General features: G+C 41.4%; 15 protein-coding genes and 2 tRNA genes. 9 read left to right on the top strand and 8 right to left on the bottom strand.

Annotated elements, in window-relative coordinates; translation table 11 throughout:
* Positions 1 to 132 precede the first annotated feature (132 nt).
* Entirely contained in the window at positions 133 to 1,455 is a 1,323-nt protein-coding gene (locus ACTJLE_RS05070) for an O-acetylhomoserine aminocarboxypropyltransferase/cysteine synthase family protein (RefSeq protein ID WP_481267706.1), read from the bottom strand.
* Positions 1,456 to 1,766: 311 nt separating this feature from the next.
* Between ACTJLE_RS05070 and ACTJLE_RS05065 the strand changes: the two genes are divergently transcribed.
* The 5 genes from ACTJLE_RS05065 to ACTJLE_RS05045 all read left to right on the top strand — a co-directional run bounded on the left by ACTJLE_RS05065 (position 1,767) and on the right by ACTJLE_RS05045 (position 7,739).
* A complete protein-coding gene (locus ACTJLE_RS05065) occupies positions 1,767 to 2,315 on the top strand; it encodes a YraN family protein (RefSeq protein ID WP_481267705.1) in 549 nt (182 codons plus the stop codon).
* Complete coding sequence (locus tag ACTJLE_RS05060; RefSeq protein WP_481267704.1) at positions 2,315 to 3,958, top strand: YifB family Mg chelatase-like AAA ATPase; 1,644 nt, start codon at positions 2,315 to 2,317, stop codon at positions 3,956 to 3,958. Before ACTJLE_RS05065 ends, ACTJLE_RS05060 begins: the two co-directional genes overlap by 1 nt.
* Positions 3,955 to 5,568, top strand: a complete 1,614-nt coding sequence (gene dprA / locus ACTJLE_RS05055) for a DNA-processing protein DprA (RefSeq protein ID WP_481267703.1) — start codon at positions 3,955 to 3,957, stop codon at positions 5,566 to 5,568. Before ACTJLE_RS05060 ends, dprA begins: the two co-directional genes overlap by 4 nt.
* A gap of 51 nt (positions 5,569 to 5,619) precedes the next feature.
* The gene (locus tag ACTJLE_RS05050) at positions 5,620 to 7,539 is read left to right on the top strand and encodes an FAD-dependent oxidoreductase (protein WP_481267702.1); all 1,920 of its coding nucleotides are present in this window, start codon (positions 5,620 to 5,622) and stop codon (positions 7,537 to 7,539) included.
* Positions 7,540 to 7,652: 113 nt separating this feature from the next.
* Positions 7,653 to 7,739 (top strand) — tRNA-Leu (locus tag ACTJLE_RS05045).
* Between the two features lie 216 nt (positions 7,740 to 7,955).
* Here the strand turns inward: ACTJLE_RS05045 and ACTJLE_RS05040 are convergent.
* Both ACTJLE_RS05040 and guaA read right to left on the bottom strand, forming a co-directional pair.
* On the bottom strand, positions 7,956 to 8,684 hold the full coding sequence (locus ACTJLE_RS05040; RefSeq protein ID WP_481267701.1) for a GntR family transcriptional regulator: 729 nt from the start codon (positions 8,682 to 8,684) through the stop codon (positions 7,956 to 7,958).
* A gap of 235 nt (positions 8,685 to 8,919) precedes the next feature.
* Positions 8,920 to 10,482 (bottom strand): glutamine-hydrolyzing GMP synthase, encoded by a 1,563-nt coding sequence (gene guaA / locus ACTJLE_RS05035; protein ID WP_481267700.1) that lies wholly within the window; start codon positions 10,480 to 10,482, stop codon positions 8,920 to 8,922.
* A gap of 401 nt (positions 10,483 to 10,883) precedes the next feature.
* Between guaA and ACTJLE_RS05030 the strand changes: the two genes are divergently transcribed.
* The 3 genes from ACTJLE_RS05030 (at position 10,884) to ACTJLE_RS05020 (ending at position 16,739) form a co-directional block, all read left to right on the top strand.
* Positions 10,884 to 13,361 (top strand): phosphoketolase, encoded by a 2,478-nt coding sequence (locus tag ACTJLE_RS05030; protein ID WP_481267699.1) that lies wholly within the window; start codon positions 10,884 to 10,886, stop codon positions 13,359 to 13,361.
* Between the two features lie 266 nt (positions 13,362 to 13,627).
* The gene (pta, locus tag ACTJLE_RS05025; protein ID WP_481267698.1) at positions 13,628 to 15,334 is read left to right on the top strand and encodes a phosphate acetyltransferase; all 1,707 of its coding nucleotides are present in this window, start codon (positions 13,628 to 13,630) and stop codon (positions 15,332 to 15,334) included.
* Positions 15,335 to 15,509: 175 nt separating this feature from the next.
* Positions 15,510 to 16,739 (top strand): acetate/propionate family kinase, encoded by a 1,230-nt coding sequence (locus ACTJLE_RS05020; RefSeq protein ID WP_481267697.1) that lies wholly within the window; start codon positions 15,510 to 15,512, stop codon positions 16,737 to 16,739.
* Between the two features lie 76 nt (positions 16,740 to 16,815).
* Here the strand turns inward: ACTJLE_RS05020 and aroA are convergent, their stop codons facing one another.
* Positions 16,816 to 18,177, bottom strand: coding sequence for a 3-phosphoshikimate 1-carboxyvinyltransferase (gene aroA / locus ACTJLE_RS05015; RefSeq protein ID WP_481267696.1), 1,362 nt, complete (start codon positions 18,175 to 18,177; stop codon positions 16,816 to 16,818).
* 83 nt (positions 18,178 to 18,260) lie between these two features.
* A tRNA-Pro gene (locus ACTJLE_RS05010) sits at positions 18,261 to 18,334 on the bottom strand.
* Positions 18,335 to 18,501: 167 nt separating this feature from the next.
* On the opposite strand from ACTJLE_RS05010, the gene ACTJLE_RS05005 reads away from it, so the two are divergent.
* Positions 18,502 to 19,644 (top strand): ABC transporter permease, encoded by a 1,143-nt coding sequence (locus tag ACTJLE_RS05005; protein ID WP_481267695.1) that lies wholly within the window; start codon positions 18,502 to 18,504, stop codon positions 19,642 to 19,644.
* Between the two features lie 109 nt (positions 19,645 to 19,753).
* Here the strand turns inward: ACTJLE_RS05005 and glgX are convergent, their stop codons facing one another.
* The 3 genes from glgX to ACTJLE_RS04990 all read right to left on the bottom strand — a co-directional run bounded on the left by glgX (position 19,754) and on the right by ACTJLE_RS04990 (position 25,902).
* Entirely contained in the window at positions 19,754 to 21,883 is a 2,130-nt protein-coding gene (gene glgX / locus ACTJLE_RS05000) for a glycogen debranching protein GlgX (RefSeq protein WP_481267694.1), read from the bottom strand.
* A 121-nt stretch (positions 21,884 to 22,004) separates the two neighbouring features.
* The gene (polA, locus tag ACTJLE_RS04995) at positions 22,005 to 25,034 is read right to left on the bottom strand and encodes a DNA polymerase I (RefSeq protein ID WP_481267693.1); all 3,030 of its coding nucleotides are present in this window, start codon (positions 25,032 to 25,034) and stop codon (positions 22,005 to 22,007) included.
* An 82-nt stretch (positions 25,035 to 25,116) separates the two neighbouring features.
* A complete protein-coding gene (locus ACTJLE_RS04990; RefSeq protein ID WP_481267692.1) occupies positions 25,117 to 25,902 on the bottom strand; it encodes an ANTAR domain-containing response regulator in 786 nt (261 codons plus the stop codon).
* Positions 25,903 to 26,119 lie beyond the last annotated feature (217 nt).

Below are 26,119 nucleotides of genomic sequence, written 5' to 3'. Positions count from 1 at the left end.
AGAATATGCACAAAAAATCGGAGCGCATACAAGTACAACATGCAGTACAATATGCGCTCCGAATAAAATGGTAATGGATCTTCAGGAATATTTTTAATTAATAATTTTTACTTTTACTTTCGCTTTCTCTTATTAAGCAAGTCCTGCTTTACGAACTGCGTCAAATCCACGCTGCAAATCAGCAAGAATATCGTCAATATGCTCAGTTCCAATAGACAAGCGAATAGTTCCTTCATGAATGCCCTGATCTTCCAACTCTTCAGTAGTTTCCTGAGAGTGCGTAGTAGAAGCAGGGTGAATAACTAAGGATTTTACGTCAGCAACATTTGCAAGAAGCGAGAAAAGCTTCAAATTGTCAATAAATACGCGAGCTGCATCCCTTCCACCTTTAATATCAAAAGTGAAAATAGAGCCTCCGCCGTTCGGGAAGTAACGCTTATACAGCTCGTGATCAGAACGACCTTCAATAGAAGGATGACTTACCGACTCAACTTCTGGCACAGTTTGCAAATATTTCACAACCTTCAACGCGTTTTCAACGTGACGTTCAACTCGCAAACTCAAAGTTTCCGTGCCTTGCAAAAGCAAGAATGCTGCAAACGGGCTAATGCAAGCGCCAGTATCGCGCAAAATAATCGCACGAATACGCGTCACAAAAGCCACAGAGCCAAGAGCTTCATAGAAATTCAAACCATGGTAGCTAGGGTCAGCTTCCGTAAGAGTTGGGAATTTTCCAGGAACTTTAGCCCAATCAAAATTGCCGCCTTCAACAATAACACCACCGAGAGTTGTGCCATGACCGCCAATAAACTTCGTAGCAGACTCAACTACAATATCTGCACCATGCTCAAGAGGACGGAAAAGGTAGGCAGTTGCAAAAGTGTTGTCAACAAAAACAGGAAGATTATGACGATGCGCAATTTCGGCAATAGCTTCAAAATCAGGCAAGTCTGCGTTAGGATTGCCAAAAGTTTCAAAATAAACTAGCTTCGTATTTGACTGAATAGCATCCTCAAAGTTTTGAGGATTCTTAGGATCAACAAAAGTGGTTGTTACACCATCTCGAGGAAGAGTATGACGAAGCAGGTTATAAGTGCCGCCATACACATTCTTTGAAGAAACAATGTGATCGCCCTGCTGCGTAATATTGCGAACTGCATAATCGACAGCCGCAGCACCGGAAGCAACAGCCAAAGCAGCAGTACCACCTTCAAGAGCTGCAATTCTGCGCTCAAAAACATCTTGAGTAGAATTCGTCAAACGGCCATAAATATTTCCAGCGTCGCGCAAATCAAAACGAGCAGCAGCATGATCAAAATCATGGAACACGTAGCTTGTTGTTTGATAAATTGGCACTGCGCGAGAATCAGTTGCCGGATCCGCCTGCTCCTGGCCAACATGCAACTGCAAGGTTTCAAAATGATACTTTCCTTGCGTTTCTTCAGTAGCGCTCATAATACCCCTCCTGTTAGGCGACTGCGTTTTATTTTTGCAAAAGTAGATAGTTTTATTAATTTATTTCGTTTCTACTTTCTGCTTTGCTTTTGCAAGTGATAACGACAATATGACAGTTGCAAACATTCGTACATACCTTAAGTTATCAGAATTAGCTATAACGAATTCACAATTTGCATAAAATAGGGAAATTTTTAATATAAAAACTTTGCAAATACAAGAAATTACGTAAGCAACACGCCGAACATAGCTTTTATCCACAATGAGCAAAAAAGCTAGATTGCATTTTAATAACATCAGAAAATAGCAACATGATTACACAAAAACACATTATTGATGATGAAATTATCTCGCTTGACGAGATTGACGACGCTGAGACTGCTCAAGTATTTTTGCAAGAAAAACTTGAACAAGTATCCAAAGAGCTTCAAGATGATTCTCTTGAAAGCAAAGAGTTGGGAAAACTGGGCGAAAAATACACCGCTTTGCGACTTATGCAAAAAGGCTGGCATGTTATTGACCGAAACTGGCATTGCCGCAATGGAGAGCTTGATTTAGTAATGGTTACTCCAGAACAGAAATTAGTATTCGTGGAAGTAAAAACTAGACGAAGCGTACGTTGCGGCACTCCACTTGAAGCAATTACTCAAGAAAAACGCAGCAAATTACGAACAGCTGGCATGAAATGGCTGGAAGAATTCGGCAGCGACATACCTCATTACCGTATTCGATTTGACGCTGTATCAATTCTTGTTATTAGCAAATACACTTACCCAGATTCTGCGTACGAATTGCAAGCTTTGGAAGAAATTAAAGATAATTCACCAATCCAATTCACTCATGTTCAAGGAGCCTTCTAATGCATATTGGAAACGCAACATCAATAGGACTTATTGGTCTTAAAGCTTTTACTATTAAGCTACAAGCTTTTATATCTGGAAGCATGCCAAACTTTTCTATTATTGGCTTACCAGACACTTCATTAAGTGAAGCTAGAGAGCGCGTTAAATCAGCACATTTCGCTTTACATTGCAAATGGCCTGAAGGAAGAGTAACAGTAAACTTATCGCCTGCTTCAATGCCTAAAAGCGGATCGTCATACGATCTTGCAATCGCTGCAAGCATATTAAGTGCAGAAAAATATATTCCACTTTCCGAACTGGAAAACACTGTTATTTTGGGAGAACTAAACCTTGACGGCACAGTATTACCAATTCAAGGTATTCTTCCTATTGCACTTTACGCAAAAAAGAGGAATTTTAAGCGAATAATTATTCCGCAAGAAAATCTTGCTGAAGCACAACTTGTAGATGGAATTGAAGCTATTGGAATTCACCATATTTTAGATTTGGTGACGCAACTGCACGGCAGTTTAAGCGAAGAATCACTAAAGCTTATTGAAGAAGACCCTGCGTATAAGCATATGCGAGTTATTGAGCGAAATGGAAATTACAGCAACGGAGAAGAAGAACATAATTCGTCAATTCACGAAGAAAGCGCTTCCCCTTTGCAAGTTGATCCAAAATACGAAATCGGCGACATGTCGGAAGTTATTGGGCAAGAACACACAAAGTGGGCTTTAGAAGTTGCTGCAGCCGGCGGACACCACGTGATGATGATTGGCCCTCCTGGATCTGGAAAAACAATGCTAGCTTCACGAATTCCAAGCATTATGTGCCCTCTTAACGAGCAAGAACAGCTCGAAGTTGCTTCAATTCGTTCACTTTGTGGCACACTTCCCTACTATGGAATTAGTGACATACCGCCGTTTGAAGCACCTCACCATACTGCTTCTGCAGCTTCTCTTATTGGAGGCGGAACGGGAGTTGCAAAGCCTGGAATTATCACTAGAGCACATTGCGGTGTGCTGTTTATGGATGAGGCTCCAGAATTTTCTCCTAGAGTATTACAAACTCTTAGAGAACCTTTGGAATCTGGACACATTGCTATTTCTCGTTCAAAAGGAACAACACTTTATCCTGCAAAATTCCAACTTGTTATTGCAGCAAATCCATGCCCTTGCGGATACGCGTACGGAAATGGCGAGCGCTGCACTTGTAAAGAACGCGAAAGAGCTAGATATTTTTCACGTCTTTCTGGACCTATTTTAGACAGGATTGACATTCAAATGGATGTTCCTCCTGTAGAGCGAATTATTATGCCAAATCCGCAGCAAAATAGCTCTCAGAATACAATCTCAAGCACGCCTCTTACAAGCAAAATGATGCGAAATAACGTAATAGCAGCACGTCAAATTGCGCGCGATCGTTTTGAAAAACAAGGCTGGGATTGTAATGCGCAAGCATCCGGAACGTGGCTTCGTAAATACACTTCTAAACAGGCTGTTGATCTTATTAATAAAGCATTAGAAAAACATCAACTAAGTTTGCGCGGAGCTGATCGCGCTTTACGACTTGCATGGACTCTTTCTGATCTTTCTGGGCATTCTTCTCCAGATATGACAGACATGGCTCAAGCTATTAGTTTAAGGACAAGAATATGAACACTATTAGCCAAAATAATAGCGCAAATAATGATGCAAATAATGATGCAAATAGTAACGCAAATAGTAACGTCACGAATAATCAGCGCAACAATTTAGTAAATTCAAGCAACTCAAGCAACGAGCTTACAAATGTTGATGAAGAAACACTTTCTCGCGCTATTCTCACATTTTGTCTTGAAGGCGCAGACGCTCTTATGTACACGCTACTTTTAGGAAGCAGTCATGCTAGTGATATTGTTACATCGCTTAAAACTATGTCTCAGCATTTTATGGCATACAAGTCGGATTATTCAGCGCAGCAAATGCAACTGCCAATTACATGCGAATCAGCTGATCAAGAAAATAGCAATAGTGCAAAAACTAAATACGCAGCTAAGCGCGATACTAATCAAGAATTAGTAGACACAATGTGGCATTGCATAAGCAAACACAAAGAAATATCAACTTTAGAAAAATATTTTAATAAAGGATTAACAGCTTGGGGTTACAAAAATAACAACGTTAATCAATCCCTAGAACTATTGCATAAAACTATTGCAAAATGGTGCGTTAGACTAACTCACTTACCAACATGGGATAGAGATGAGTTATGCAATTGGTTCACAGACTCAGGAAAACAGTGGATTATTGCTCCGCACAGCAAATATTGGCCAAAACAATTGCAAGACTTGGCTTATCACAGCCATTTTGCACCACCATTATGCATATGGGGAATTGGGAACCCGAATGCACTAACGCAATGCCATAATCCTCTTGCAATTGTGGGATCTAGATTTTGTACTGACTATGGAAGAGAACTTGCATACCAGTTTGCTTACCATTGCGCAGAAAAAGGTCACACCGTTATTTCTGGAGGAGCTTATGGAATCGATGCTGCTGCACATTGGGGAGCAATCGCAGCTGCAACAACATGTGAAGGAAATAAGCCTATTGGTAGAACTATTGCAGTTTTTGCAGGAGGACTAAACCATATGGGGCCAAAAAGCAACGAGCAGCTTTTTAATCAAATTATTGAAAACGATGGAGCTTGCATTAGTGAACTATGCCCGGATACTACTCCGGTTGGGCACCGTTTTCTGCTAAGAAATCGCATTATTGCGGCACTTTCTTCAAAAGTTTTAGTTGCACAAGCACGACTTCAGTCCGGAGCTTTAAACACTGCCACATGGGCAACGGATTTAAACAGAGAGCTGTATGCAATACCAGGAGATATTACTCATCCGCATAATGCTGGATGCAATAAAATTATCCATGATTCACAAGCAATAATGGTGTGCTCTAAGCAAGATATAGACATACTCTTCCCGCAATCTCACCATTACTTGGCTTACGCTCAACCAAATACTGTAAACGAAATCATAGAATCCAAAAATTATGACAATATGCAAAAACTAATTCTTAAAGCTATTACAACATGCAAGCGCAAACGAGAGCTTGCAAATATTGACAGAATATACGAAATAATAAAGGATTCTTACAGTAAAGAACAATCAGATTGCATTCCGTCAGTCGCCGAAATTTCCGGAAAAATCGCAATGCTTGAATTAGAAGGAATTATTATACGAAATAAAGAAAATTTAACAGTTTCACAGAAAAAAGTAGCGTAAAATAACTCACTCAATACAGCATCAATACAATATGTGTGCGAAAATAAAAACATGCAATCAAGTGAATACTACGATGTTATTATTGTCGGCGCTGGAGCTGCAGGATTATCTGCAGCACTTGGATTGGTTAAATCTTCTGAATATGCGAGCGTAAAAAAGAATGGTAAAAAACCGTCAATTATGGTTATTTCTAAAATACCAGCTTTGCGCTCGCACACGGGCTCTGCTGAAGGCGGTATTGCAGCAAGCTTAGGAAACGTTGACAATGACACTTGGCAATGGCATTATTACGACACTGTTCATGGCGGAGATTGGTTAAGCGACCAAGACGCGGCTAAAATTCTTGCAAAAGAAGCTACGCAAACAATTATTCAGCTCGAACATGATGGAGTTGCTTTTTCGCGCACAAAAGATGGTCATATTAACCAGCGACGCTTTGGTGGGCACACAGCTAATTTTGGAAAGCAACCAGTTACTCGCGCAGCTTTTGCAGCTGACAGAATAGGCCATCAAATTTTATACTCTTTGTGGCAGCAATGCGTTGCTGAAAATATTACTTTTTATGAAGATTGTTATGTAACAGATATTGCAATCAATAATGAGAAACAAGTTGAAGGTATTGTTGTTTTTGACCTTGCAAAGGGTCAAGTGCGCGCTATGCGTGCAAAATCAGTACTTCTTGCAACTGGCGGAGCAGGAAGATTATTCTCCACAACTTCTAACTCATGGGATTTAACCGGAGACGGAATGGCGTTAGCGCTAAATGCAGGCTTGCAGCTTGAAGACTGTGAGTTCATTCAATTCCACCCTACTGGTCTTGCACATACTGGAATATTACTGTCGGAAGCAGCACGAGCAGAAGGCGGAGTATTACGTAACGCTAACGGCGAAGCGTTTATGAAAAATTATGATTCTGTGCACGCAGATTTAGCTCCAAGAGATATTGTGTCTAGAGCAATCGCGCAAGAAATACGCGAAGGTCGTGGAGTATGCGATTCAACAAATGCGCAAAAAGGTAGCAAAGAAAATGATTGCGTATGGCTTGACATGACAAAAATCAACAAAACTCATATGCTAGAGGTTTTGCCACAAGTCACAGAAACAATCGAACAATACTCTCATCTTGACCCAAGTAAAGATATGGTTCCTATTCGCCCTACTGCCCACTACTCTATGGGCGGAATACCTATTACTTTGAACGGCGAAGTGTATCAATATCACAATAACAAGCAACACATTATTAGTGGATTGTATGCTGCAGGCGAATGCTCATGCGTTGGAGTTCATGGAGCTAATCGATTAGGCGGAAACTCGTTGCTAGACGCTTGCCTTTTTGGAAAACGAGCAGGAATTGCAATAGCAAAAAATCTATTAAATATAAGCGTAAGTGCGCAAAGTTGCGACGAAAGCGATGAGAACAATTCAGCAAATACGGTATTACAAAATCTGTATCAAAAACGCATTGCAGAAATTAATAAACTAACTAAATCAAATATTGTAAATACTGACGATGCTTCAAATAGCGAAGAAACTGTAGAAAATTCTAAAAAAGAAGATAATCCTTATACGCTTTTTGGAATACTTGGTCAAATTATGGAAAACGCGGTAGCAATATCGTGTGATGAAAATTCAATTAAAACAGCATTAAATAATATAAAAACCACTTTAGCTGAGCGAATTGAAAATATTACTTGCCACAGTAATAATTTGATTTTTAACCAAGAACTTACCGCTATATGGGAAATTAAGAATATGACAACACTTGCTGAAGCTGTGCTAAAAGCATCGTTAGCTCGTCATGAGTCTCGCGGATCATTTTCAAGAAGAGATTATCCAAATCATAGTACTGAGTCACTGCCACAGCATTCTTTTATTGATTCTTGCGGAAATACAGAGAACATGCCTGTGCATATTGTTGATTTCCAGCCAGATGGTAAAGAAAATTTTAATGACAAAAATGGCTTAATTTAAACTATACAGACATATTTAGCTCATTATTTTTTTAAAAAAACGCAAATTTTTCAACACGCCGAAGCGAAGACGCAAAAAAGATGTTATAGTCTTATCTGTTGCTTAAAACACCCGTCCGGGTGGCGGAATGGTAGACGCGCTAGCTTGAGGTGCTAGTGCCTATTTGTACAGGCGTGCGGGTTCAAGTCCCGCTCCGGACACGAACAAGTCTTGCTGAGAAATCAGCAAGACTTTTTTGTTTTGTAAAACCAAAGTTGCAAGAAAACAAAACTTAAAAAATCGCAAAATATAGCGTAAAAAAATATAGCGTAGCAAGAAGCTACGCTATATCACAAATCAAGCGCTACAAATCATGCACAACTTGCACGGATTGTAAATTAATTATTATGACTTGCTAAATTATTAATAATTATTCATTAATCGTTAGCGTGCAAGTGGAAAGTAATCTCACCAGAATTTGGCGTATATATAGCAGCACCAAAAGCAATAATCGCACCAAACCTATCTTTTACGATTGATTTAGCTGCAATTGCAGGAGTTCCATCTTCAAGATCAAGCAGTATAGCAAGTCTGTCACACAGTGTTTCAACATAAACTGACACTTCGCTTTCAGCAAGCTCAACAGCATATGCTTTATTCAAGAAATCAGATAAAGATTCATCTGAAAAATCATGAGTTAGAACTTTAGGAAAACGCGAAGCAGATAAATACAGCACGCTGTAGCGCGACAACACGCCATCTACGTATCGCAAACGCTTTAAGCAAATAAGCTCATCCGTTGGCTTTAAGCCTAAGCGCACAGCAGCATCTTCATCATGAACAACGTCATTTTCTAAAACTTTTATTGTAATAACAGAATCGCTTGAATACCTTTGCTCGTAAAAACCTTGCGCACGATCCGAAATAAACACTTTATTACGACTATTGATAATTTCAGGAGCGCGAAATGTTCCCCTACCCTGCTCACGCACCAACAAACCTTCTGCAATAAGTGTGTCTACAGCATGCCTCAACGTAATGCGACTAACGTTGTACTGCTTGCACAATTCAATTTCTGGAGGCAATTGTTCGTTTGCTTCCATAGAATCAATGCGAGCGCGAAGATTATCTCGCACAGCAATGTATTTAGGCACACCATCAGCCATACCAATACTCCAAAACTTTATTTATTACACACAAGCCATCGCATAACATATAGCAAACATATTAAAACAACAACTTACACAATGCATTTATTATATCAGTTCAATTGCATAATATACACGCCGGGGGTATCGCAGTTATGCATAAAGCAATACCCCCGGCGATTTAGAGTAGCAAAAAATACGCAATTTTTGCAAATCAGCCGTTTTAACACAAATCGAAATAATTTGTGATTAATTATTCCCATTCAATAGTGGCAGGCGGCTTAGAAGTTACGTCGAGTACAACGCGATTGATTTGACGGCACTCGTTTGTGATGCGAGTGGAAATCTTTGCCAACACGTCGTAAGGAACGCGAGACCAATCAGCAGTCATAGCATCCTCAGAGCTTACTGGACGAAGCACAATCGGCGAACCATATGTGCGCTCATCGCCTTGAACTCCAACAGAATGAACATCTGCCAAAAGCACGACTGGGCATTGCCAAATATCGCGGTCAAGACCAGCTTTAGAAAGCTCTTCGCGCGCAATGGCATCTGCTTCTCGAAGCACAGCCAAGCGTTCGCGCGTAATCTCACCAACAATACGAATACCTAAGCCTGGGCCAGGGAAAGGCTGACGCCATACAATTTCGTCTGGGAGACCAAGCTCAGTACCGATAGCACGAACTTCATCCTTAAACAGCGTGCGCAAAGGCTCAATAAGCTTAAACTTCAAATCCTTTGGCAAACCGCCAACATTGTGATGCGACTTAATATTTGCAGCACCGTCACCGCCGCCAGATTCTACGACATCCGGGTAAAGAGTGCCCTGTACTAGGAACTTAACTTCTGCTCCAGTTTTACCAGCTTCTTCAATAACCTGACGCTGAGCTTTTTCAAAAGTGCGAATAAACTTTTCGCCAATAATCTTGCGCTTACGCTCTGGCTCGCTTACGCCTTTAAGCGCATCCAAAAAATCATCTTCAGCATCTACCGCAATAAGCTTAATGCCAGTAGCTTCAACAAAATCATGCTTAACCTGCTCAACTTCGCCTTTACGAAGCAAACCGTGGTCAACAAATACGCAAGTAAGCTGATCTCCAATTGCCTTATGTACCAACGCTGCAGCAACAGCGGAATCAACACCGCCCGAAAGACCACAAATAACTTGAGCATCCCCGACTTCGGCGCGAATCTTCGCAACTTGATCTTCAATAATATTTGAAGGATTCCAATTATTTCCAAGACCTGCACATTCGTGCAAGAAAGTAGAAATAAGTTCCTGTCCTAACGGAGTGTGCTTCACTTCCGGATGCCATTGCACTCCGTAAAGCTTGCGACTTTCGTCTTGCATTGCAGCAACTGGAGCACCTTCGGTATGAGCAAGAACTGTAAAACCTTCTGGAGCGCGCTTAACAGCAACACCATGGCTCATCCAAGTATTTTGCTCAACAGGAGAATTAGCGAGCAAACCTTCAGAGTCGTCAATAGTTGCTGAAGTTTTGCCATACTCACCAAGAGCAGCTTTATCTACATCTCCACCTAACTCATGAGCCATAACCTGGAATCCGTAGCAAATGCCAAGAACAGGAACACCAGCTTCAAAGATCTTTGGATCAATATCTGGAGCGCCTGGTTCATAAACAGAAGCAGGACCGCCAGAAAGAATGATGGCTTGAGGATCTTTAGCAAGCATTTCGTCGACTGGCATTGAGTGAGGAACAAGTTCTGAATACACATTAGCTTCTCGAACACGACGAGCAATAAGCTGAGCATACTGTGCACCAAAATCAACGACAAGCACCGGTCCTTTTGCCATGATTCTCCTTATATATAGGTTCTAACACGATTCAATTTATAATAGTGAAGCTTTGCGACGTTGCGTAATTGCAAAACGCCAAAATTGCATATAAAAGTTACATTGATAATTATAAGCCAATAGATAGCTTTGATAGATTTTTGTGCGAAACGCTGAATAACAAAGCAAAAAACGAACATCAAAGATAACATAATCTATACAAATGGCTAATTTTTTGCGCACATAATCACACATTTTCTCAACATAAATGCACGAAGAAGTAACCAAACGAACAAAAGTCAGACGCTGGCACTATACTGAAACGGATGGAAAAAGAGCTGTAATACATTTGTTTTCCAGTCTCTATAACCAAATGGTAATGATCAAATTGCACTGAAAAGTGCTTGAGTACAGGAGTACACATGACGAGTCCTGTTATTGGCACACCTTGGAAGAAGCTCAACGCTCCAGTTTCCGAGGCAGCTATCGAAGGCGTAGACAAGTACTGGCGTGTTGCCAACTACCTTGCAATCGGCCAAATTTATCTTCGCAGCAACCCTCTAATGAAGGAGCCGTTCACCCGCGAAGACGTTAAGCATCGTCTGGTTGGCCACTGGGGCACCACTCCAGGTCTTAACTTCCTCATTGGCCACATTAACCGCTTCATCGCTGATCACCAGCAGAACACTGTGATCATCATGGGTCCAGGCCACGGCGGCCCAGCTGGTACTGCTCAGTCCTACCTCGACGGTACTTACACTGAGTACTATCCAAAGATTACAAAGGACGAAGCTGGTTTGCAGAAGTTCTTCCGCCAGTTCTCTTACCCAGGCGGCATTCCTTCTCACTTCGCTCCTGAGACCCCAGGCTCCATCCACGAAGGTGGCGAGCTTGGTTACGCTCTCTCCCACGCTTACGGCGCTGTTATGAACAACCCAAGCTTGTTCGTTCCAGCAATCGTCGGCGATGGCGAAGCTGAAACTGGCCCATTGGCTACCGGCTGGCAGTCCAACAAGCTTGTAAACCCACGTACCGATGGTATCGTTCTTCCAATCTTGCACTTGAATGGTTACAAGATTGCTAACCCAACTATTCTTTCCCGCATTTCCGACGAAGAGCTTCATGAGTTCTTCCACGGCATGGGCTACGAACCATACGAGTTCGTTGCTGGCTTCGACGATGAGGATCATATGTCCATCCACCGTCGCTTCGCCGACATGTTCGAAACCATCTTCGACGAGATTTGCGATATTAAGGCCGAGGCTCAGACCAACGATGTCACTCGCCCTTACTACCCAATGATTATCTTCCGCACTCCAAAGGGTTGGACCTGCCCGAAGTTCATCGACGGCAAGAAGACCGAAGGTTCTTGGCGTGCACACCAGGTTCCACTGGCTTCCGCTCGCGATACCGAAGCTCACTTCGAGGTTTTGAAGAACTGGATGAAGTCCTACAAGCCTGAAGAGCTCTTCGACGAAAAGGGTGCTGTGAAGGAAGACGTTCTTTCCTTCATGCCAAAGGGCGAACTCCGTATTGGCGAAAATCCAAACGCCAACGGTGGTCGTATTCGTGAAGATTTGAAGCTTCCAAAGCTCGAAGATTACGAAGTCAAGGAAGTTAAGGAATTCGGTCACGGCTGGGGTCAGCTCGAAGCTACCCGTCGTCTTGGTGTTTACACTCGTGACATCATCAAGAACAACCCAGATTCCTTCCGTATCTTCGGCCCAGATGAGACCGCTTCCAACCGTTTGCAGGCTGCTTACGAAGTAACCAACAAGCAGTGGGACGCAGGCTACCTTTCCGGCTTGGTTGATGAGCACATGGCTGTAACCGGCCAGGTTACCGAGCAGCTTTCCGAGCATCAGATGGAAGGCTTCCTCGAGGGCTACTTGCTCACCGGTCGTCACGGCATTTGGAGCTCTTACGAGTCCTTCGTACACGTTATCGACTCCATGTTGAACCAGCACGCAAAGTGGCTCGAAGCTACCGTTCGCGAGATTCCATGGCGTAAGCCAATCTCCTCCGTGAACTTGTTGGTATCCTCTCACGTATGGCGTCAGGATCACAACGGCTTCTCGCACCAGGATCCAGGCGTAACCTCCGTGCTCTTGAACAAGACCTTCAACAACGATCACGTAATTGGCATTTACTTCCCAGTAGATTCCAACATGTTGCTTGCTGTTGCTGAGAAGGCTTACAAGTCCACCAACATGATTAACGCCATCTTCGCTGGCAAGCAGCCAGCCGCCACTTGGTTGACTCTCGACGAAGCTCGCGAAGAGCTCGAGAAGGGTGCTGCAGAGTGGAAGTGGGCTTCCAACGCTAAGAACAATGACGAAGTTCAGGTTGTTCTCGCTGGTGTTGGCGATGTTCCACAGCAGGAATTGATGGCCGCTGCAGACAAGTTGAACAAGCTTGGCGTTAAGTTCAAGGTCGTTAACATTGTTGACTTGCTCAAGTTGCAGTCCGCTAAGGAAAACAACGAGGCTTTGACTGACGAAGAGTTCACTGAGCTCTTCACCGCTGACAAGCCAGTCCTTCTCGCTTACCACTCCTATGCACATGACGTTCGCGGCTTGATCTACGATCGTCCAAACCACGACAACTTCAACGTTCATGGCTACAAGGAGCAGGGTTCCACCACCACGCCATACGATATGGTTCGCGTGAACGACATGGATCGTTACGAGCTTACCGCTGAAGCTTTGCGCATGGTTGACGCCGCTAAGTATGCCGACGAAATCAAGAAGCTCGAGGACTTCCGCCTCGAAGCCTTCCAGTATGCAGTCGACAAGGGTCTTGATCACCCAGACTACACCGATTGGGTATGGCCAGGCGTTAAGACCGACAAGCCAGGCGCTGTCACCGCTACCGCCGCAACCGCTGGCGATAACGAGTAGTTTTAAGCTATTAAAGCTAAAACTGGTTAGCTAAACATTTCGGGAGTCAATCGAAAGATTGGCTCCCGTTTTGTATATAAAAATAAATAACAAATAACAAATAACAAATTAAATTTATATTGCAGAATTGTTACTATGTGCGTGTATAAAATCAAAAAGCCGTACAATAGAACAAGTTTGGTCGTATTGTAAGAACTTAAATAATTTAAATTCTTACAATATGAAACCTTGCAACAAGCACGAACAGTATCAAAGGAGAACGCATCGTGTCACATATTAATGTAACAATTATTGGCAACGAAGATATGTACGGCAGAAACGCTGTAGCACTTGGAGTAGCACATATTCTATCTAACAACTACAACACTACTGTTTTTCGTCCATGCGCTCAGCCCAATGACACTTTTACTAGGCAACTTATAGGTATTGCAAATACTTCAGCTACAGTAGATCAAGTTATTGCATCAACTCCAGAAATAATCAGAACGAATAAAGAAACAGTTCGCGGAGATATTGTTGCACGTTACAATGAAGTATTACAAGCAACATCCGCTCAAGCTTCCGTTATTGTTTCAAGCGACGCAAGTCCTGTATATGATCCAGATTTATTTGCTTTCGACGCAACTGTTGCAGCAGACTTAGCTTCACCTGTTTTTCTTACAGTTTCAGCTAAAGGACGAAACGCAGAGCAAATCTTACAAACTATTAATACAGCAAACGCTTGTATTATGAAGGCTTGCACACAAATTTTAGGCGTTTTTGTTACTGACTGTCATGAAGAACTTGGCGCTGAAGTTATGAGGGATTACACTGCTAGAAATTACGCAAATTCTAATGAAAAAGAAACTAGAGTAAGCCAAACTCCATTATGGGTATTACCTCAAATAAATGAAGAAAATAAAAATAGTGCATTAGAAATATTCGTACATTGCGTTAGAGAAAACGATGTTCTTAATGCTCTTCATCAGCCATTTAATGCCCCAACTACCCCATACGCTTTTCAATACAGCCTTCTAGGAAAAGCAAAAGAACAAAAGAAAACTATTGTTCTTCCAGAAGGAGAAGAAGATCGCATATTAAAAGCTGCAGATTATTTGCTTGAACGAGATATTGTGAATCTTATTATCGTTGGCGAACGCGAATCGATTTTGCAGCGTGCTGAAGAACTAAATCTTAATTCAGTGTGCAAAGCTAGCTTCCAATCTATGCACGATGAAGCAATGCTTAGCCACATGATTACAAAACTTTGCGAATTAAGAGCAAAGAAAGGAATGACCGAGTCACAAGCTAGAGAACAGCTTAGTGATGCAAGCTATTTTGGAACTATGCTAGTTGTGCTTGGACAAGCGGACGGTCTTGTATCCGGATCAGTTAATTCCACTGCAAATACTGTGCGCCCAGCATTACAAGTAATAAAAACGAAGCCTGGCTCAAAGCTTGTTTCTGGCGCATTTCTTATGTGCTTTAAAGATCACGTAGCAGTTTTTGCAGATTGCGCTATTAATACAAACCCGAATGCAGAGCAACTAGCAGATATTGCAATTCAGTCTGCTCATACAGCTGCAACATTTGGACTTGATCCTAAAATTGGTATGCTTTCTTACTCAACTCTTGGTTCCGGAAAAGGCCCAGATGTTGACACTGTAGAAGAAGCAACGCAAATAGTAAAAGAAAAAGCACCTGAATTAGCTGTTGTTGGATCTATTCAATTTGATGCCGCTTGGTCTCCTACAGTTGCTGCAGCAAAAGCAAAAGATAATCCTATTGCAGGTCACGTAAACGTATTCGTGTTCCCTGATTTATGCGCTGGAAATATTGCATACAAAGCTGTTCAACGTTCCAGTGGAGCATTAGCAGTTGGTCCTATTTTGCAAGGATTAAATAAGCCTGTTAATGATTTATCTCGTGGCGCGTTGGTGCAAGATATTATCAATACTGTTGCTTTAACTGCTTTGGAAGCACAATCCGAATAATTCAACTAAATTCAACTAAATTCAACTAAATTCAACTAAACCTTATCGTTGTGGCATTCTCCATAGCGATAAGGTTTATTACAGTAGTAAATAAACACAGGTTTGTAGGAACTTAACGCTAAACTAGAGCGTGGCAATTTACAAGCCTTATCAATACTTTATGGAGGATGCCCACATGGCAAAGACCGTTCTTGTTATCAATTCTGGTTCCAGTTCGATTAAGTATCAGCTCGTTGACTTGGAAAGCGGTGAAGGTATCGCTTCCGGCATCGTTGAGAAGATTGGTGAGCCGGTTGACGGACACTACAAGCACGTATTCAATGGCGAAAAGCATGAGTTCGATGAGCCAGTTCACGACCACGAGCAGGGCTTAAAGCGAGTTCTTGGATTCTTCGAAGAATATGGTCCAAAGCTTTCGGAATCTGGCATTGTAGCCGTAGGCCACCGCGTTGTTCAGGGTGGTTTAACATTCCCTAAGCCTGCATTAGTAAACGCTAAGACAATTAATAAGGTTAAGGATTTGGCAGTTTTGGCTCCACTTCACAACGGCCCAGAGGCTGTTGGCGCTGAAGTCATGACTGAACTTTTGCCAGACGTTCCACAGATTATGGTATTTGATTCTTCATTCTTCCATGATTTGCCACAGGTTGCTGCAACTTATGCTTTGAATAAGGAAATTGCAGACCGTTATCATATTCGTCGCTACGGTGCTCACGGCACTTCTCACGAATACATTGGTTCTGTTGTTCCAAGCGTTGTTGGTAAGCCTGCAGAAGGTTTGAAGCAGATTGTTTTGCACATTGGTAACGGCGCTTCTGCTTCTGCTCAGATTTCTGGTAAGCCAGTTGAAACTTCCATGGGCTTAACCCCACTCGAAGGTTTGATGATGGGCGGCCGTACTGGCGATATCGATCCTGCAGTAGTGTTCCACCTTATTCGTAACGCTCACATGAACGTGGATGAGCTTGACACTCTCTTCAACAAGCGTTCCGGCATGATGGGTATGACTGGCCACGGCGATTTGCGCGATATTCATAAGCTTATTGCTGAAGGCGACGAAAACGCTGAGCTTGCTCTCGGCGTATACGTACACCGCATTGTTGGTTACATTGGCAACTACACTGCCCAAATGGGTGGCGTTGACGTCATTACCTTTACAGCAGGCGTTGGCGAAAACGACGAAATCGTGCGCGCTCGCGTATGCGAAAAGCTTGAGCCATTCGGCGTTAAGCTCGACAAGGAAAAGAACCTCGTTCGTTCTAAGGAGCCACGCGTTATTTCCACTCCAGATAGCTCTGTGATTATTGCTGTAATTCCAACGAACGAAGAGTTGGCAATTGCACGCAAGGCTGCAGCTATTGCTGAAGCTGGCGAAGATACCTACGGCAACAAGTTTAATCACTAAACCGTTAGTGTTTTAAATAAATAAAAATATAAATAGACATAAATAATCCCGAGTCAACAAGGCTCGGGATTATTTGTTATTCAAGCATTTTATGCCACATGCCTGGAAAATCTGGAATCGTCTTTCGAGTCGTAGCAATGTTTTTAACGAGAATGTTTTCTATACGCAATCCAAGCATTGCAGCAAACGTTGCCATGCGATGATCTGCATAAGTTTCCATCACTTCCCCATGCATATTGTTACTTGGCTCAATACGAATGCCATCTTCAAGCTCTTTAGCACCGATCCCAACTCGATTTAATTCTTCAACTAAAGCTTGCAAACGGTTAGTTTCATGACCGCGCAAATGCGCAATACCATGGAGTTCACTTGGACCGCTCGCAAAAGCAAGAATAGCTGCAATACTCGGAGCAATCTCCCCTGCTGCACTCAAATCAAGATGCGGAATTGCTTTAATCACACCATTGCTTTCTACGTGCATTATTCCAGCATCATCACTTGTTTTTTCAAAACTAACTTTTGCACCCATTTTCTTTAATATTTCTGGAAGCAATCCTCCAGGCTGAGTTGTTGAAAGCGGCCAGTTAGGCGTACTAACACTTCCTCCAGCAATCAATGCCGCTCCTAAAAATGGCGCAGCATTAGAAAGATCAGGCTCTACAGTAACAGCATTAGCTAAAGTTATTTTGCTCTCTTTAACATGCCAAATTGCGTTGCTAGTCATATTTACAGTTCCGCCAGCTTTGCAAATATCGTCCATAGTCATACGAATATGCGGCATACTTGGCAATTTTTCACCAATATGTTCAAGCCTTAATCCACCAGGAATTCGTGAGCCAACTAATAGAAGAGCAGAAATAAATTGTGACGATGAAGAAGAATCGATTCGCACAACTTTTTCAGAAGAATTATTTACTTTAGATTCAACTTCATAAGGAGTGATAGTAAAAGGCAAGAAACCAACTTCTCCGTGATATTCCACGCTTGCACCAAGCTGCTGTAAACCGTCAAGAACCGGCTTCATAGGACGAGCATAAGCTTGCTTATCTCCATCAAATCGCACAGCTTTATTCGCGAATAAAGCTAAAGCTGCAACAAAACGCATTACAGTTCCTGCTAATCCGCAATATACTTCAGCATTATCTGGAACTCTAAAAATTCCGTCCTCTGGAGGAATTACGCGAAGTTTAGTGCCATCTTGGTTAAGTGATTCACATTCAACGCCGAATGTAGATAAAGCGTTAATCATAAGCTCTGTGTCTCTAGAGCGCAACAATCCTTGTAAAACTACAGGTTTTGTGCCTAAAGCTGCCAATATTAAATAACGATTTGACAAAGATTTGCTACCAGGAACCTCAACACAAGCTTTTAATTTATGATTAGCATACGACGCTTCCCAAGAAGTAACGCAATCTACAGTACCGTTAATATCACTCATACTATGAATACTATCGATTGACATGTACGGTTAAAGTTAAGAAAAGTAAATTAAAATTTGCATATTGCGCTAGATATAAAAAGTCGGGGTGACAGGATTCGAACCTGCGACATCCTGCTCCCAAAGCAGGCGCGCTACCAAACTGCGCTACACCCCGAGGCTTTTGAACTGATTACCAGCTCCAAGCACAATCAACTACAATAGCGCACTTTGCCGACAAATGCAAATTACGACACACGTTAAATAAATATTTTTTCTAAAATAATTGTATTTCTGCCTGACGCTACAATAGTAATAGTTTGACACACACAAAGGGGCTAATGTATGGGACGTTTTCAGCGGACAGAAGCAGTTGGATTAATAGCATTTCTCACATGCGCCGTCTGTGGAATAATTGTTATGAAAACATATATGTTGATAATGCCTGCATTTTGGCAAATAAGTCAACGCTTGTTTCTTACTGCTTCGGGAATAGTTGCTTTGTGTAGCGTTGGCGCTTTTATTGTTGGATACTTGCGTACAAATAAAAAATTTACTGGCCATCACTTAATTCGCATTGCAAAACATACTTTTGAAATTACTGCACTTTCAACAATATACGGTGCAACAATGTTTCTTATGTCTTTTGCTTTGCTTTCTATTATTAACAGCATTATTGGCAGATCTGCAATGAACAGCTACCTGCCTGTATTATGCTCAGCTTTGTCGGGAATTGTTGGTTACGCAACTCTTATTCAAGCTGAACTTCTTGAAGCAAAAACGGTTGCATCATTACTTCCATTATTTGTTATTTCTGGAGCTGCAACTGCAGGTCTTACTACAGACGATCCTTATTGGTATAACAATAATTTTTCTCAACTTGGAGACAGAACTACTTTTGCGGCAAGCATGTTTAACGCAACTTTAATACTAGCTGGAATTTGTATTATTATTACAAGCTACTTTGCTGTTACAGAGTTTGTTGCAACACAGCGAGAAATCTTGCAACGTAACAATAGCGAGCGTACTCATCATTTTAAAATTCGCACAACTATTATGGCTACTTTGCTTATTCTTGGCGGAATTGCTTTTATTGGAATTGGCACTTTTCGTTATACGCCTCATCCTTTTATGCACGATTTGTGTGCAAGAGGCGTAACGGGATTAATTTGTACTATGCTTATTTGCCTTCCATGGTTGGCTCCTAGATTGTCTCGCACATTTTATGTGTCTTCTTATTTGGCGGTTATTCTTACTTCTTGGGCGGGAAACCAGTGGATTCACGGTCAAAATACTCTTACAAATGTTGAAGCATTGTCGTGCCTACTATTTCTTGGATGGATTATTGTATTTTCTAGGCAAGTTGCTGCAATGCAAAGCGATCGTCTTCAATCAAGAATTAATCAAGCAATTGTGTCAAATAGCAGAAATATCACAAGCAATACAAGCAATGCAAGTATCACAAATAATGTAAACACAGCAAAATAATTGCTAATTAATAATAATAAATAATAATTAATAAAATAATAAAAGCAGCATAGATAACAACCTACGCTGCTTTTATATTTATACGGTACTTTATATTTATTTGTTATTTTTAATGCTCAGGCTTATGCTCGCTCATAAGTAACAAGAAGCTACGAGATTGCGCTACGATATTAAATCCTGCTTCATACAGCAATTCAGGACCTTTTGGATTATACGTATCAACAATCAGCTTCCATTTTTCTCCGTAGCGCTTATCTGGCAAAGTGAACGTAATCGGCTCATAATGCGCATTAAATATAAGAATGAAGTCATTATCAACCATTCTTGTTCCATACCAGTCAGTTTCTGGAATATCTGAACCGTTCAAATAAATCATAACTGACAAAGCATGAGTATTTGACCAGTCTTCCATATCCATAACAGTTCCGCTATGATCAAGCCATTCTACTTGTGGAATATCACTTACGTCATCTCCAGCAGAACGACCAGTAAAGAAGCGGCGACGATGCAAAACAGGATGATTCAAACGCAAGTGAATAAGCTTGGAAACGAAATCAAACATGTCTCGTTGCGTTTCGTTATAATCCCAGCTCATCCAAGAAATAGGATTATCCTGGCAGTAGGCATTATTATTGCCGTTCTGAGTGCGCATAACTTCGTCGCCTGCGCACAGCATAGGAATACCTTGGCTCATAAGTAACGTTGAGAACAGGTTGCGCATTTGCCTTTCGCGCAATTCGTTAACATCGTGAATACTAGTAGGGCCTTCTACGCCGCAATTCCACGAGCGATTGTCATTTGCGCCGTCACAATTGCCTTCTTTATTTGCTTCATTATGCTTTTCGTTGTAGCTTACCAAATCATTCATGGTAAAACCGTCGTGAGCTGTAATAAAGTTTACGGAAGCAACTGGCTTACGTCCGTTCTGCTCGTATAAATCAGAACTACCCATAAGTCGACTTGCAAATTCAGGCAAAGTTGAAGGTTGAGAACGCCAGAAATCGCGTACGCAATCGCGATATCTACCATTCCATTCAGACCAGCTTGGAGGGAATCCACCAACTTGATAACCACCAACGCCAATATCCCAAGGTTCTGCAATAAGCTTTACGCTTGAAATAATAGGATCCTGCTCGATAATGTCAAAGAACGCAGAAAGTTTATCAACTTCCTGGAATTGACGAGCAAGAGTTGCAGCCAAGTCAAAACGGAAACCATCAACATGCATTTCAGTTACCCAATAACGCAAGCTATCAGTAATTAAACGCAATGCCTTTGGCGAGCGCATAAGAAGAGAATTACCAGTACCAGTAGTGTCAAAATAATGACGCTGGTCGTTGTCGACCAAACGGTAGTATGCTCGGTTATCAATACCGCGGAAGCTTAAAGTTGGTCCCCTATCGTTTCCTTCTGCTGTGTGGTTGTAAACAACGTCAAGAATAACTTCCATTCCAGCCGCATGATAAGCCTTTACCATAGACTTGAATTCGTTTACTTGTTCGCCGCGCTGGCCAGAACTTGAGTAAGAATTATTAGGAGCAAAGAAACCAATTGTGTTGTAGCCCCAGTAGTTGCTCAATCCTTTATTTTGCAAGAAAGAATCGTTTACAAATTGGTGAATTGGCATCAATTCGATTGCAGTAACTCCAAGCTTTTTCAAATATGAAATAACACTTGGGTGCGCAAGACCTGCGTACGTTCCGCGAATATCCGCAGGAACGCGACTATCAAGATTTGTCATACCACGAACATGAGCCTCATAAATAACAGAATCATGATATGGAATCATAGGATGCTGGTCGTTACCCCAGTCAAAGTATGGATTAATAACTGCTGCTTTCATCGTATGAGCTGCAGAATCCAAAGTATTCATAGCAGAAATATCATCTGGATTAGCAAACCAATATGTAAAAAGGCTTTCATCTCCATCGATATTTCCTTCAATTGCTTTAGCGTAAGGATCCAGTAGCAGCTTGTGAGGGTTGCACCACAATCCATGAGATGGATCGTAAGGACCGTGTACTCGGTAACCATAACGTTGACCAGGCTGAATGCCTGACACATAGTTGTGCCACACGTATGAGTTCTGCTCGGTCATATCAATACGAGTCTCGTTGTCGTTTTCGTCGAACAAGCATAATTCAACGCGCTTTGCAACTTCGGAAAACAGCGCAAAATTAACGCCGGCACCATCATAAGTGGCACCAAGCGGATACATGGAACCTGGTCTTATATGCATACTTATAAGTATCTCATATATTTGCGCACTTTTCACGTTATGTTGCTTTTATTTGAAAAAAGTTGGAAATTTATTCAAATTCATAAAAATTTAAGCAATTTTACGCAAAATTACGAAAGATTTAGTGTGCTGCTAACTGCCAATCTGCACCAACTCCAGTTGATACGTTAAGCGGAACATCTAATTTAACAGCATTCTCCATTGCTTGACGAACTATGCTTTCTACCTGCTCTTGCTCGCCGTGTGCAATTTCCAAAATCAATTCATCGTGAATTTGCAAAATTACGCGACTTAGCAATTTAGCGTTTCGCAAACCAGCGTCTACGCGAAGCATAGCAAGTTTCATAATATCTGCTGCAGTTCCTTGAATTGGTGCGTTTAAAGCACCGCGTTCCGCAGCTTCTCTAGCTACACGATTTGTTGACGAAAGTTGCGGGAAATACCTGCGTCTACCAAACATTGTTTCGGTATAACCAAGTTTTCTTGCTTTAGAAACCAAAGATTCCAAATAGTCATGAACGTTTCCAAACGTATCAAAATACTTATTTTTAAGAATTCCAGCATCAGCTGTACTAATCGAAAGCTGCTTAGCTAAACCATAAGTACTCAAACCATAAGCTAAACCGTAGCTCATAGCTTTTACGTGCGAACGTTGATCGCTTGTTACTTCATCAACAGGAATTTGATACACAAGACTTGCCACATATTTGTGAAAATCTGCGCCTGAGCAGAAAGCTTCTATAAGAGTTTTATCATGCGAAGCATGTGCCATTATGCGCAATTCGACTTGTGAATAATCACAGCTCATTAAAGATTCAAATCCTTCACCAGGAACAAAAGCCGCACGAATTTCGCGACCTGCAGCATTTCGGTTAGGAATATTTTGCAAATTAGGATCCGTAGAGCTTAGTCGACCAGTTGCAGCAATAGTTTGTTCAAAAGTTGTGTGAATACGCAAATCGTCGTAATGTGCTGCATCGATTAAACTTTGAACAATCTGCTTCAATTTGTTAGTTTCGCGATGCTTAAGCAAAGCGCCTAAAAACTGGCTTGCAGGCTCTTCTGGATCAAGCTTTGCATACATTGATTGCAAGGCTTCAGCATTAGTAGTGTAGGAGCCATTTTTTGTTCTACGAGTTGACTTAAGACCAAAATGTTCAAAAAGTATTTGCTGCAATTGCTTAGGACTTTGTAAATTAATGCTCTTTCCAGCTACTTGCCAAGCCATATTTTGCGCAAACTCAGCGTCGGAAGAAAATTGGCTAAGCATATTGTTCAAACGTTGCATATCAACTGCAGCACCAACATCTTCCAAACCTCTAAGCACGCGAGAAATAGGCATTTCCAAATCAACCATTAAGCCTGTTTGCTTGCGCGCATCCAATTTTGGAGCAAATTGTTGAGCTAACAATTTAGTTAGAACTGCACTTCTTAAAATCTTTTCTTCATTGCGCTTAGTTTCTTCAATATCTTGTTTAGCATTAGAAGAATTTTCTAAATCGTCAAGTAAAAGATCAAGCTCGCCTTGCTTAACTTCCTCATTATTTGCGTCTTCTTCATCAATTGAAATATCCAAATAATGTTCCGACATGTTTTCAAGCGTTTCAGCTCGAAAATCAGGCTCAAGCAAATAAGAAGCTAATCGCGTGTCAAGAAGAGGCATAATGCTGGAATTTTCAGCATCAATTAATTTTAGAGACGACAGCAACCCCAAATGCTTTTTATAGTCGTGCAAAACTATTGAAGAAGCATATTTTTGCAAAAACTCGCGCAAAGACGGCAATAAAGTTTTTTCTTCCAAACTCAAGTCGGAAGCATAAATTAGTGCCGCATTCCCCCTAACAAGCATTAATAAGCAGTCTGCTTTCAATCCAAAATGATGCTTTGACTGACGGCTGCTTTCATGCGCGTACATAACTAATTCACGATTATTTAATATTAAATCTGCGCATTTGCGATTATTGTCAATAGGCTTTTCTGCGCTACTATTTTTTTCTGCGCTACTATTATTTTCTACTTCTATAAAAGTAGATACGCTATTTTCCCACTTGCGCAAATCTTCTAAATTTTTAATATGACTTACTTTAGTATTTTCTAATACGTTTTGAAGATTTTCAGAATCAGAAGTTGATTGCTCAGTGTTGTTCGAAACCTCAGTTTCATCATTTTCTTCATAAGTTGAAGAAAGCATAATGTGCATATTATTTTCAATAGATTGCTGAGTACCACGGCTAAAAGTTTTAAGAATTTTACGCTTCTTTAATTCACCAAACTCAAGTTGAGACAATAACGTACCCAACTTAGCAGCATCCACATTACCAAAATGCAAATCCTCTACGCTTACTCCAAGATCCAAATCACGAACCAAAGCATTAACTCGACGATTCAAACGAACCTGGTCAATATTTTCTCGTAAAGCTTCACCTTTTTTACCAGTAATTTCGTCAGCGTGAGCAATAATATCTTCCAAGCTACCGAACTGGTTAATCCACTTAGCAGCGTATCCATCACCAACTCCTGGTACTCCGGGAATATTATCTGCTGTTTCGCCTCTTAAAGCTGCCAAATCCGGATACTGTTTAGGAGTTACATGATACTTTTCAAATACAGCATTAGGATCCATTTCTTTTAAATCTTTAAAATGCTGACCTGGATACAGTACTGTAATATCATCATCAATAAGCTGGAAAGCATCACGATCGCCAGAAAGAACTAAAGTTCTATACCCTGCTTTTGCTCCCATTGTTGCAAGCGTACCAATAACATCGTCACCCTCATAACCAGGCTTTTCAATGTACTTAACGCCAAGAGCTTGAAGCATTTGTTGAATAAGAGGAAGTTGCGAAAGCAACTCTTGAGGAGCAGCTTCACGCGTACCCTTATATTGAGGAAGCATCTTATTTCTAAAAGTGCCACCTTTTACGTCAAAAGCAATTGCTAAACAATCAGGCTGTTCTTTTTTCACAACCTGCGAAAGCATTGTAATAAAACCCCAAACAGAATTCGTGGCCTGCCCAGAGCGAGTAGAAAAATTATCTGCGGATACTGCAAAAAAAGCGCGGAACGCGAGGGAATGGCCATCAACGACCAACAACGTTCCTTTCTCATTCTCAAATTCAGAAGAATGTTCTTCAACGAAGTTGGTATTCACTGTTGACTATTCACCCACGTTCCGTAAATCAATAACTATGCTGTTATTATTTTAAATATTCTAAAATTAAAAATAATATTTACTAATCTTCCGAAGACTCTACTTTATCATCGCTATACTTAGCAATAATAGCCAAAGCAAGACGCTTCTTAGGAATACGCTGATCCATAGAAGTTTTTTGAATCCAACGGAAAGCACCCTGCTCAGAGAAGCCAGCCTTGTCCATTAACAAGCCCTTAGCGCGATCAACAAGCTTACGTTCCTCTAAAGTATCTTCAGCTTTCTTCAGTTTTTCTTCAGTCTTCTTAAGTTGATCTTCAGCATCATGCAATTTGTTTTCTGCACGCTCTACGCTGTCAAGCAAATCATTAATCTCACTAAAGCGACCCATAGCAACTTCCAAAGCAGGAAGGAGCTTGGATTCCTCATACGGCTTAGTTACGTACGCCATTGCGCCAGCGCCAGTTGCTTGCTTAACTAAATCTGCCTGCGAAAAAGCAGTAAGCATAACAACTGGAGCAATATTTTCATCGCAAATCGTAGCAGCAGCAGTAATTCCGTCCATAACAGGCATCTTGACATCCATGCATACAACATCTGGATGATTGTCACGCGTCAACTCAATAGCTTCCTGGCCGTTAGCTGCCTGGCCTACAACCTGATAGCCGTTATCTTCCAGCATTGCTACCAAATCCATACGGTTAACTGCTTCATCTTCTGCAACAACAACAGTACGAACGTGACGAGCTTTTTTGCTTTGTAGTTCACGCTGAGCAGCTTCTTCATCTGCCGCTTTACGAAGTTCATCGTCGCTAAGTACTTCAGGCATTGTTGACTCTGTCCCTTCATTCTTATCCGTAACTGGCATGTTCTAAAAACCTCATTTCTTTGCCACGTACACAGGGCAACATCGCCATGCATCATTAACACGGCGTGCACGCTCGACATTCAAACATTAGTAAACATCACGCCTCATAGCGTGATTCTGCATATTTTTAAACAGTCGCACGAGCACCATGTTTGCGTCAATCAATGATATCATAAGATTTACAAGACGCGCGAAAAAATACATATAATTAGCGCTA

Source organism: Gardnerella sp. CCPDSM, assembly GCF_056754715.1.
This window is presented reverse-complemented; position numbering and strand designations above follow the sequence as displayed.